Below are 11,951 nucleotides of genomic sequence, written 5' to 3'. Positions count from 1 at the left end.
CATTTGAACAAAATACTTTCTCTTGATGCTGCTCAAGTGTGTAACTTTAGAATCCCCAAAAAAGAAAATGTAAGTTACTTTGATGATATCATTTTCTACGTCTTATAAATAGACATTCATGTAGCCGTAAATTAAGCTATAAACTCAATACAAAGATCCTTAATTATTAATCTCATAGTACTTCTCAACCAACTTATTTAGCAACCTTACACCGAAACCTACTGCCCCTCTTGGAGAAATATCAGTGCCTTTTTCGTGCCAAGCAGTGCCTGCAATGTCTAAATGTGCCCAACAAGTGTCGTTTACAAAACGCTGTAGAAACTGTGCAGCCATTATACTATCTCCACCAGAACCTGCAGGAGCTATATTTTGCACATCAGCAATCGGCGAATCAATAATTTTGTTATAAGTTTCATTCATAGGAAAGCGCCATAATTTCTCATTTACTTCATTTCCTGCATCAATCAGATGATTCGCTAATTCATCGTTATTTGAAAAAAGACCAGCATATTCATTACTTCCCAGTGCAACCACTATAGCACCAGTTAAAGTTGCAAGGTCGATCATAAATTTCGGTGCAAATCTATCTTGTGTATACCATAAAGCATCCGCAAGTATTAGTCTTCCCTCTGCATCGGTATTTAATATTTCTATTGTTTGTCCAGACATTGAAGTGACTACATCGCTCGGTCTTTGAGCATTACCATCCACTGCATTTTCTGCAAGTGCAACCACACCAATTGCATTTACTTTTGCTTTTCGCCCAGCTAGAGTATGCATCACTCCAACTACAGTAGCAGAACCTGCCATGTCATATTTCATTGACTCCATACCGCGTGAGGGTTTAAGTGACACTCCACCAGTGTCAAACGTTATACCCTTGCCTATAAAAGCTATTGGTTTTTGTTCTTGAGAAGCCCCATTCCATTTTATCACCACTAACTTTGGCTCTTTACTACTTCCTTGTGCTACTCCAAGCAGGGCTCCCATTTTTTTCTCTTCCATTTGCTTTTTATCAAGCACTTCAACCTCAAGACCAAGTTTAGTAAGTTCAGCTTTTATACGATTAGCGTAAGACTCTGGATATAAAATATTAGGTGGCTCAGTAGTAAAAGCACGTGCAAGAAAGATACCTTCACCTTCGTGTTTTAAACGCTCAAATGATTTTTCAATGCTACTTAACTGTTCATCTTTTACTAATAATGTAATTTCCTCTACTTCTGTAATTTTTTCATCCTTTTTAGTTTTATACTTATTAAACTTGAAACTGCGCAGAAATGCTCCATATGCAACATTTGCTGTACTGCCCTCGATTGAAATAGCTGCTCGCTTGATTCTTAATCTGCTTAGCTCACAATATATTTTACCACCAATATTTAATCCTTTGCTTTCATCCCATTCATCTCTCATTCCAAGACCAGCAACTATAATATTTTTTCCCTCTGATGAAGTAACGGAGAAAAATTCACCAAAACCTCCATTAAAACCACTAAATTTCTTGATGTTATCTATAGCTTGCTTATCTTGTAGAACATTAGTTATGAGCTTATCACCCTCAAACAAACCTACCACTAGCGTCTCAAAATCGGGTAAAGCTTTAGAAATTGTTATCTTCATCGTTGACATCTCCGTTGCAAATAATTGTAAGCTGCACATAAAACATAGTAAAAACATTAGTAAGATATTTTTCATATACATTTTAAGTACAATAGCGCTTAAGACTACTATGAACTCCCCTGATATGCAAGGGCTTTATCTTTTATCAGAAAATTTGTTATGCCCACCTAGGGTTATATTAAATGTGTAGGTCTTCATGGCCTGATTGTTATAAGTAAATGTTGCTATCAGAAGGCTTGCAAGTCCACTCTCAATAAGATTACCAAGAAGAAGATCATCACAGTTATCGCAATTATGATCAGCAAAAAACATTTGTGTTGTGAATTCTGGAAAATCTGGATGTTGGACCAAAAAGTTGATGTGTGGAGCCCTATCACCAATTTTACCTGGTACTATTGTAATAAAATTATAATAGCCAAGGTTATTTACTACAAATCTTCCTGATCCAGCAAAATTTGGATCAAGCTCCACATTTTCATCATAATAGCTCATGCCAAGTGAGTCTGCGTGCCATATAGAAACCACAGCATTTTGTATCGGCAAGCAATTTACATCAGTAACTCTACCCACTACATTTATTAATTCTCCTGCTGCATTATTTGGAGAGCCAGGTTTTCTTCTTAAATTATTTGAAGAGTTAAAGCTTTTTGGCCTTGTTTCAAGATCATAAATCCCTGGAGTTTCAATACAATTAAGCAAAATAGGATCAGCCGCAAATAATGACAAATCGAATATAAGTTGTACTAAAAACGCTAATAAGATATTTTTTACATTCATTTTGTTTATAGTGCTTTTATCAGAATTATAGCAACCTTTTTCTTTTATTAAAGACAAGACTTTCTTTGAAGCCTCATTAGAATCACAACTATCCTTTCAATGTATGAGTTTTAGGTTTTAGTACTGCATACACAACTGCACGGACTTCCAATTTAGAAATTGCAAATCAATCCAAACACGCAAGTTTAATGTTACCGCCACATGCTGTAGTGTTTACACTTACAACCTTTTCTATAGAAAAACGTTGCAGATAATTAGGACCACCAGCTTTTGGTCCGGTACCTGACAGTCCTCTACCGCCAAATGGTTGTGTTCCAACTGCTGCACCTATTTGATTGCGATTGATGTATACATTTCCAACTGATATTTTCTTGCTTATTAAAGCGATCTGACTTTGTACACGGCTTTGCAAAGAAAACGTAAGTCCATATCCTGTATTGTTTATATCACTTATAACTTCATTTAACTGCGACTTATTAAAACGTATGATATGTAAAATAGGCCCAAACACTTCTTGCTTTAATTGCGAAATTTTTTGTATCTCATAAATGTACGGAGGAAAGAAATAACCATTATAAGAATTTGTATCCATTGGTACCTTGAACAAAAGGTTTGAATCTTCATCCCTTGATATTTTTTCCGTATGTTTAGTGAGCATATCAATAGATGCTTTGTCAATTATTGGACCAATATCTGTGCTCAGTTGTATTGGGTCACCTATCTTTAGTTCTTGAGCTGCATTGCATATCATTTTTACCTGTTTTTCTGCTATATCTTCTTGAATAAATAGCACTCTGAGAGCAGAACAACGTTGACCGCCACTGCGAAATGCAGAAATTAAAACATCCTTAGTTACCTGCTCTAAAAGAGCAGAACTATCAACAATCATAGCATTTAATCCACCAGTCTCAGCGATAAGTGGCACAATAGGACCATCTCTACTAGCAAGCATTCGATTAATTATTTGAGCAGTTTGTGTTGAACCAGTAAAAGCTACACCGGAAATTCTATTATCTGGTACTAATGTTTTACCTAAATACCAACCATCCCCTGGAATAAGGTGTAGCACATTTTTTGGTATTCCAGCTTCGTGTAGTATCTTAACGGCTTCATAGGCAATAATCGGCGTTTGCTCTGCCGGTTTTGCCAGCACTGCATTACCTGCTGCAAGTGCAGCTGAAACCTGTCCAATGAAGATAGCGAGTGGAAAATTCCACGGTGATATGCATAAGAAAACTCCTCTGCCTTCAAAAAAGATGAAGTTATCTTCACCTGTTGGACCTGGCAATTTTTTCCAGTCATTCAGTTCATTTTTTGCTATCATTGCATAATAGCGCAAAAAGTCGATTGCCTCTCTTACTTCTGCTATTGCATCGGATAAAATTTTTCCTGCTTCTACAATCAGAATATAAATTAACTCTTTCATCCTTTCCTCAAGCAAATCTGCAGCTTTTTCAAGGCATTTAGCGCGCTCTTCTGCTGAAACATTCTGCCACTTAGTAAAAGCACTATGTGCTATTTCAAGAGCATTTAAAGCATGAGCACTTGTTGCACTTGACACTTCCCCAATTACATTTTCCAAATGTGCAGGATTCACTACTTCGGTAAATTCCGCACTGTCAAGAAACGACTCTCCATCAATTATTGGGCCAACCTGCCATTTCTTTTCACTAAATTCCCTTACATCATTTGCAAATTGTGAAACTGCAATTGAATCGCTAATATCCATTCCCAAGGAGTTTTTTCTTTCCTCTCCAAAAATATCTCGTGGCAACGGAATGCTTGGATGAGGCTCATATTCTAAGCTTTTTACTTTTTCTAATGGATCTGAGACTAATTCTTCAATTTTAACGTCAGAATCATTTACTTGATTGACAAACGAGCTATTAGCTCCATTTTCAAGAAGACGCCTAATAAGGTATGGCAATAAATCACTATGTTTACCAACTGGTGCATATATACGACAATTGATGCTTGTTGCAAGTTCTGAAATTGCATAATCATACAAACTTTTACCCATTCCATGTAAGCGCTGAAACTCAAACCCAGGATGATTTTTATCGGCAAGCTCTATTATAGTAGCAAAAGTATAAGCATTATGAGTTCCAAAACATGGATAAAAGTGATTCTCTTTGCTTAAAAGTTTCTGCGCACAGGCAAGGTAGCATACATCTGTGTGGCTTTTTCTAGTAAACACCGGATAACCAATTAACCCTAATTCTTGTGTGCGCTTGATTTCCGAGTCCCAATATGCTCCTTTCACAAGTCTCACCATAACCTTATGCTTTGATCGAATGGCAACATCTTCAACAAAATCAAGAACAGACAAAGCACGTTTTTGATACGCTTGCACAGCTAGACCAAGCCCTTCCCACTCAGAAAGTGACTCATCAAGACGCAACTGTTCAAATAACACGAGCGACATCTCAAGCCTTTCTGATTCTTCTGCATCTATACACAATGAAATATTATACTTTTTTGCTTCATGACAAAGTTCCAGTACTTTAGTTCTCAGTTCTTCAGCCATATTATCAAATTGGCTAAATTCATAACGTGAGTGCAGCGAAGACAATTTGATTGAAACCCCCTGAGATTTAAAGCAATCATTTATGTCAGCAGATTCACCTATGGCTTTTATTGCATGCATGTATAAATTAAAATACTCTTCCGCATCCTCAACTGTGCAAGCAGATTCACCAAGCATATCAAAAGAGCATAAATACTTACTGTAGTCATCTGATTTCACACTTTCCAATGCTTTTTCTATAGTTTCTCCAACAATAAAATGCTTGCCAAGAATGGATATTGCTTGTTTTACCGCTTTGCGAATTATTGGCTCTCCTAAATTTTTCAATAACCTGGAAATTATGTTATAGAATTTTGAATCCTCTTCATTGTTTCTTAATATACTGCTTCCTATAATTAAACTCCATGTAGAAGCATTAACAAACAATGAAGAGGAACGCCCCAAGTGTTTATTCCATTCTTGGTTGGCAATTTTATCTTTGATCAATTCATCTATTGTGTAATCGTCTGGTATTCTAAGTAATGATTCAGCAAGACACATTAGTGCTACTCCTTCATCATTAGAAAGTGAGTACTGTTGTATAAAAGAATCTATAATGCCTAATTTACTACCTCTAATCTTTTCGACAATTTGTTTTGCAATATTGTAAATTCTGTTTTTCGAATCAACCGAAAGTTCTACTTTTTCTACAAGATAACGTACACAGCTTTTTTCATCAGTACGATAAAATCCTTGTAAACGTTTTCTGAGTTCATTAGGTTCTTGTATAGAGCTAATCATAATTATCTATAAAACACCTTTACTATATGTAAGGTAAAATTATATCATAACTTCGCATAGAACAAATCATTATTTAAAAGGACCAGGGCTGGAGCTAAAAGAAGTCTAGTACTTACTTTTACTAAGTCGAAAGAAGTATGTAGCTTAACACTCCACCACTCATTAAGTATTTAATCTCAGTTGCGGTTTGTACACAGCATTTGAGTTGTATTGATTGCTTTGAATTATCCTGTCTTTTAATGATACATTCTAGATTTCCATTTGATACTATTTCACCTTTTATGCTTATTATCTCACTACCATCAAATATCTTTCTGGTTATTCCATTTTGGAATATAAGTGGAAGAACACCCATGCCGACCAAGTTGGACCTATGTATGCGTTCAAAACTTTCTGCAATCACAGCTTTAATTCCCAGTAATGCAGTACCCTTTGCTGCCCAATCCCTACTTGAACCTGTACCATATTCTTTTCCTGCAATGACAACTAATGGAACAGCTTCTCTTTTATATTGCATTGCTGCATCAAAAATTGACATAGTTTCTTGAGAAGGAATATGTTTTGTATAGCCACCCTCAGCGCTCACCATTTTATTTCTTATTCTGATATTAGCAAAGGTTCCACGCATCATTACGTTGTGGTTACCGCGGCGAGATCCATATGAATTGAAATCTTGCGGTTCAACTCCAAGACCTTTTAAATATATGCCTGCAGGACTATTTGAGGCAATATTTCCAGCAGGGGAAATGTGGTCGGTAGTGACGCTATCGCCAAACATCGCTAGTATTTGCGCATTCTTTATATCAACTATGTTGCTTCCATTGTTCTTAGTCGATAAATTATCAAAATAGGGAGGGTTTTGTATATAAGTGCTTTTCGTGTCCCAATCATAGATTTCACCTTTCTCACACTTTATCTTTTGCCAATGCTCATCACCAGAAAAAACATCCTTATACTTTTGTATGAACATTTCACGCGTCACAACACTTTTAACACAGCTCTCAACTTCATTATTTGTTGGCCATATATCTTTGAGATAGACATCATTTCCATTCTTATCTTTGCATATTGAATCTTTTGTCAAATCAATTTGCACAGTGCCTGCAAGTGCATATGCAACAATAAGTGGCGGAGATGCCAAGTAATTAGCTTTGACTAACGGATGAATTCTTCCTTCAAAGTTACGATTGCCAGACAAAACTGCAGCAACAGTTAAGTTTTTGTTTTTTATATCATCCTCTATATCCTTATTAAGTGGACCAGAATTTCCAATGCAAGTTGTGCAGCCATATCCAACTAGATTAAAACCCAAAGCATTTAGATCTACCTGCAATCCAGACTTTTCTAAATATTCTGTCACAACTTGTGACCCTGGAGCAAGAGAAGTTTTAACCCAAGGCTTTGATTTTAATCCAAGTTTAATTGCATTACGAGCTACAAGACCTGCAGCAATCATCACACTTGGATTTGAGGTGTTAGTGCAGCTTGTTATTGCTGCAATCACTACGCTGCCACTCTGGAGCTGATCGCCATAGATAGGTTCCAACGGAGGTCTGTTTGTCTCATTAATAGGAAAAGATGTAGAAAAAGATTCCGCTACTTCTGAAAGGAAAATCTTATCCTGTGGTCTTTTAGGACCAGCCATCACTGGCTTTACGCTTGATAAATCAAGCTTCAGTGTGTCAAAGAACGCCAATTCTTCATTACTACGCCACAGCCCTTGTTCTTTTGCATAGACTTCAGCTAATTTAACCAACTCTTTTGGCCTTCCGGTTAAGTTTAAATAATCTAGTGTCTTCTGATCAATTGGAAAGAATCCACAAGTTGCACCATACTCTGGAGCCATATTAGCTATGGTTGCTCTATCTGCCAAAGATAAACAATCTAAGCCATCACCATAAAATTCCACAAATCTGCCAACAACGCCTTTTGTTCTCAGGATATTAGTAATCGTTAGCACTAGATCAGTTGCTGTTACTCCCTCTGAAAGTCTTCCTATTAATTTAAATCCTACTACTTCTGGAATTACCATACTAATTGGTTGACCAAGCATCACAGACTCAGCTTCTATTCCACCAACACCCCAACCAAGAACCGATAAACCATTTACCATAGTAGTGTGACTATCTGTACCGACTAAGGTATCTGGATATAGAACTCCGCTATCGTTACATACAACTTGCGCTAAATATTCAAGATTCACTTGGTGGCAAATTCCAGTACCTGGTGGCACTACTCTAAAATTTGTGAAGGATGACTCTCCCCATTTTAAGAATTGATACCTCTCCAAATTTCTTTTTACTTCCAGTGCAACGTTTTTACCAAATGCAGAAGTGCTTCCGTAACTATCTACTTGAACAGAGTGATCGATCACAAGATCAACAGGTACAGATGGATTTATTTTGCTGGGGTTACCTCCGTTTTTCTTCACATAATTACGCATTGAAGCTAAGTCAACGACAGCAGGAACTCCTGTGAAATCCTGCATCAAAACCCTTGCTGGCTTGTAGCTAATTTCGTGATTAATGTGTTTCTTGACGCAATTTGCTAATATCTTTATGTCATCTAATTTAACGCTTACTCCATCTTCGTTGCGCAATAAATTTTCAAGCAATACCTTGAGTGAACAAGGCAATTTTGTTAAATTTACTCCTAAAAATTTACCAGCGTTACTTAGGTTAAAGTAGTTATATAACCTTCCATCAATATTTAAAGTCGTCTTTGCATTTAAAGAATTGTTCATCCTGTATTAGTTAAAATTGGAATTACTAGCGCTACTTTTTTGTTGTTGACTTTGCTGCTGATACATAGTTTCAAAATCTATAGGATCTAGCATAAGTGGAGGAAACCCACCACTACTTGTAGTTCTTGCAATTATTTCTCTTGCAAAAGGGAAAAGAAAAGTAGGTCCACCAATAAATAAAGCTTGTCTCACCTCTTCCTCACTTAGCTCTGTAAAATTTTCTATTGAAAAAATACCGCAATACTTTACCTCGCAAATGAAAGCTATATCATCTTTTACATCTTCATCTTTTACCGTTGCTTTGGCTTCTATATGCAAAGTAATTTCATGAAAAGGCTTTTCTTCACTTATTCCTTTTTTATTTTCTGTTCCTTCTAATTTTGCTGAATTAATATTAACCATTACATTAATATCAGGAGCTTTACTAGAAGGAAGGAATGGCGAATTTGGATTCTCAAACGAAAAATCTTTGACATACTGACCATGAATTTTCATTTTGTGTTGTGACATTTCTTACGTCTCCTTTAATTAAGTTGAGATGTTTAATACTTTCTTATATAATATATTCATTTACAAATGAATAGTAAACCTAACTATAGGTTAATATGAAAAACATATTTTTATCAATAATTAATAATATTTAGATACTTTATATATCAAGGAGTTAAGTTACCATGATAGAGCTTGTAATATATGCTTTACTAGCGGCGTTTATTTTTTCACGCTTATATAATTCTTTAGGAAGATCAGCCAGTCTCAACCTAAAAAAGCTAACAGGTGTATTGGATGTAAGTCAAAGTAAAGAAGATGTGGTAGAAAATATCGAAGATTATATTTATAGCAACGACAAAAGTTCAATAGAAACTACTTATGAACAAATATTACAAAAAAACAAAGAGTTTTCTATTTCCAATTTTATAGAAGGTTCAAGCATAGCTTTTGAATTAATAATAAAATATTTTAACCAAGGAAATTTACCTCAATTAAAATCCCTTCTGGACAAAGACTTATATAACAGTTTTGTGGATAAGATTAAACATCGTAAAGAGACACATGAGTCCATAATTGTTTCTATCGTTTCACAAAAGATCTTAGAAATAAAGTTAGTAAAAAACGTAATATTTATTGCAGTATATTTCCTTTCAGAGCAAATTAACTTCGTTAAGAATAACGAAGGAAACATCACATCAGGTAGCATGTCTACTATTAACAAAGTTGAAGATGTATGGCAATTCAAAAAAAATATTAATTCATCAGATCTAACTTGGTTACTTGTTTCTATTAACTATAAGAAGGCAAGTACTGATAAAAATTTAACAACAAATGACAACTGATGAAAAGTAGGCTACGAGAAATAGTACTTGATACTGAAACTACAGGTCTTGATACTAAATCTGGACATCGAATTATTGAGATAGGATGTGTAGAACTAATTAATCGTATTCCAACAGGTAAAACATTTCATCGATATCTCAATCCAGAAAGAGATATACCTTACCACTCATTTAAGATTCATGGTATTAGTGAGGAATTTTTGGAAGATAAACCACTATTCTCAGATGTTGCACTTGAATTTCTTGACTTCATATCCAATGACATTTTGGTGATTCATAATGCTGAATTCGATGTTAAGTTCCTTAATATGGAGTTAGGCAAGTTAAATGCTGGGTTAATTTCCTCAGATAGAGTGCTAGATACATTACCACTTGCAAGAAAAAAGTTTGTAGGATCACCTGCTTCTTTAAATGCATTATGCAAGCGTTTTGATATATCGCTAGAAGGTAGAGAGTTACACGGAGCATTAGTTGATGCTCAATTGCTTGCAAAGGTCTATGTTGAGCTTACAGGAGGATTGCAAACCTTTTTATTTAATAATGAATGTGCTCAGGACAATAACTCTACGTTTATTCAACATAAAGTGCGTAATTTAGCTCGCAGAGAACATTCACCAAGTATTAAAGAAATTGATGAGCATAAGAAATTGTTAGATAAAATTAACAACCCACTTTGGAAGGAATATATTGAATCAATCAACTAATCAATATATGATTTAACTTTATTGGAAACGCTTTAATGATAAAGTTTATAAGGTTATTGTCTAGTTTGCTAATAACAGTAGCAGCTATCTTCTTAGGTTATTGTTATTTTACTAAGCAAGGCATATTTGTTTCACAAAATACAGAAATTAAAATAGGTGGGGATTTTTCTTTGATTAACCAAAACGGGCAAATAGTACGCAGTAGTGATTTCAAAGATAAGTATATGATGATTTTTTTTGGATTTTCCTCATGTAAAAGAATTTGCCCTATGAACCTTGGAATAATTTCAGAAACACTTGCAAAGTTAGACGAGAAAACTGACAACAAGCTACAAACATTTTTTATCACAGTTGATCCTGAGCGCGATAATACAGAAAGGCTTAAAGAATTTCAGCAGCAATTTGACCATAGAATACAAATGCTCACTGGTGAAAGACAAAAAATAGATGAAGTAGTTGCAAAGTATAAAGTATATGCAAGTAAAGTAGATGGAGAAGAGGAAATTAACCATTCTTCAATGATATACCTTATTAGCCCTGAAGGAAAATATGTCACACACTTTGTAGCTGATTTAAATTCAGATGAAAGTCAATCTGATAAGATTCTGGCTGAGATAAAAAAATATGTAAGCTGAACTAAAGAGCTTAGCTTACTTTAAATTTATGCTAACAGCTATTTTGATTAAACTAAGTCGTTTTTTTAATTTTTTCTAGGATCAACTCAGCAGCTTTTTGTTCAGCAATTTTCTTACTAGGAGCGCATGCAGAAACTTTGTCATAACTCTCTATGCAAACTGATATAGTAAATTCAGGATTGTGTGCTGGTCCAGTTTGTTTTACAAGCTCATACTTCGGTAAAGGTAATTTATTTCTCTGAATCCATTCTTGCAGTGAAGTTTTAGGATCTTGAGGAGGATCGAGGATGTCCTTAGCTAGCTTTTCCCAATGTCGGATAATAAATTTCTCAACACTCTCAAGTCCGCCGTCAATATAAATTGCACCTATTAGTGCTTCAAGCGAATTTTCTAAATTTTTTAAGTTACATTTTCCTCCGTTACAACGTTCACTATTATTCATGATAATAAAGTTACCTAACTCTATTTCTTTAGCAACATTAGCAATGGTACTGCCACAAACTAAATCCGTTTTTCTTTTTGCCAATGCTCCTTCTTTTTCTTCAGGAAACATTTTAAACAGCATAACAGACACAACCATATTCAAAACACTATCGCCCAAAAACTCTAGCCTTTCGTAGCTTACAACCTGGTCTTCGCTATTTCTCTTATTTACGCTTGGGTGGGTTAATGCCTCTTCTAATATTGCATAATCTGTAAATTTATAATTAATAACTTTAGATATTGTATCGTTCAAAACTCTCATATTAATCATTCAATAGAAAAGCACTCTCTATCATACCTCTACACTAAAAAGTTAGCTCTACTTTACTAAAACAATATCAATAACTTCCA

Annotated in this window: 9 protein-coding genes; 3 read left to right on the top strand and 6 right to left on the bottom strand. The window is 35.1% G+C overall.

Annotated elements, in window-relative coordinates; all coding sequences use genetic code 11:
- Nucleotides 1–159: 159 nt before the first annotated feature.
- From ABWU28_RS06745 to secB, 5 genes are all read right to left on the bottom strand, one after another.
- Nucleotides 160–1,617, bottom strand: coding sequence for a leucyl aminopeptidase (locus tag ABWU28_RS06745; RefSeq protein ID WP_264730013.1), 1,458 nt, complete (start codon nucleotides 1,615–1,617; stop codon nucleotides 160–162).
- Between the two features lie 135 nt (nucleotides 1,618–1,752).
- Nucleotides 1,753–2,394: a protocatechuate 3,4-dioxygenase gene (locus ABWU28_RS06740; protein ID WP_265024953.1), complete on the bottom strand. Its 642-nt coding sequence runs from the start codon at nucleotides 2,392–2,394 to the stop codon at nucleotides 1,753–1,755.
- Nucleotides 2,395–2,560: 166 nt separating this feature from the next.
- The gene (gene putA, locus ABWU28_RS06735) at nucleotides 2,561–5,701 is read right to left on the bottom strand and encodes a bifunctional proline dehydrogenase/L-glutamate gamma-semialdehyde dehydrogenase PutA (RefSeq protein ID WP_007302469.1); all 3,141 of its coding nucleotides are present in this window, start codon (nucleotides 5,699–5,701) and stop codon (nucleotides 2,561–2,563) included.
- A gap of 121 nt (nucleotides 5,702–5,822) precedes the next feature.
- The gene (gene acnA / locus ABWU28_RS06730) at nucleotides 5,823–8,444 is read right to left on the bottom strand and encodes an aconitate hydratase AcnA (protein ID WP_052264762.1); all 2,622 of its coding nucleotides are present in this window, start codon (nucleotides 8,442–8,444) and stop codon (nucleotides 5,823–5,825) included.
- A gap of 6 nt (nucleotides 8,445–8,450) precedes the next feature.
- The gene (secB, locus tag ABWU28_RS06725) at nucleotides 8,451–8,954 is read right to left on the bottom strand and encodes a protein-export chaperone SecB (RefSeq protein WP_007302467.1); all 504 of its coding nucleotides are present in this window, start codon (nucleotides 8,952–8,954) and stop codon (nucleotides 8,451–8,453) included.
- 164 nt (nucleotides 8,955–9,118) lie between these two features.
- Here secB and ABWU28_RS06720 point away from each other — a divergent pair, with 164 nt between their 5' ends.
- The 3 genes from ABWU28_RS06720 to ABWU28_RS06710 are packed head-to-tail and all read left to right on the top strand — an operon-like array spanning nucleotide 9,119 to nucleotide 11,117.
- Nucleotides 9,119–9,778, top strand: a complete 660-nt coding sequence (locus tag ABWU28_RS06720) for a Tim44/TimA family putative adaptor protein (RefSeq protein ID WP_007302466.1) — start codon at nucleotides 9,119–9,121, stop codon at nucleotides 9,776–9,778.
- Nucleotides 9,778–10,482 (top strand): DNA polymerase III subunit epsilon, encoded by a 705-nt coding sequence (gene dnaQ / locus ABWU28_RS06715; RefSeq protein ID WP_007302465.1) that lies wholly within the window; start codon nucleotides 9,778–9,780, stop codon nucleotides 10,480–10,482. Before ABWU28_RS06720 ends, dnaQ begins: the two co-directional genes overlap by 1 nt.
- A 35-nt stretch (nucleotides 10,483–10,517) precedes the next feature.
- Complete coding sequence (locus ABWU28_RS06710) at nucleotides 10,518–11,117, top strand: SCO family protein (protein WP_007302464.1); 600 nt, start codon at nucleotides 10,518–10,520, stop codon at nucleotides 11,115–11,117.
- A gap of 52 nt (nucleotides 11,118–11,169) precedes the next feature.
- Here the strand turns inward: ABWU28_RS06710 and rnc are convergent, their stop codons facing one another.
- Nucleotides 11,170–11,862: a ribonuclease III gene (gene rnc, locus ABWU28_RS06705; protein ID WP_353275733.1), complete on the bottom strand. Its 693-nt coding sequence runs from the start codon at nucleotides 11,860–11,862 to the stop codon at nucleotides 11,170–11,172.
- Nucleotides 11,863–11,951: the final 89 nt, after the last annotated feature.

The organism is Wolbachia endosymbiont (group B) of Pilophorus perplexus, from assembly GCF_964028155.1.
In the GTDB taxonomy this organism is placed as follows: domain Bacteria; phylum Pseudomonadota; class Alphaproteobacteria; order Rickettsiales; family Anaplasmataceae; genus Wolbachia.
Note: the sequence above shows the minus strand (reverse complement) of the source record. Positions and strands in the feature narration are given on the sequence as shown.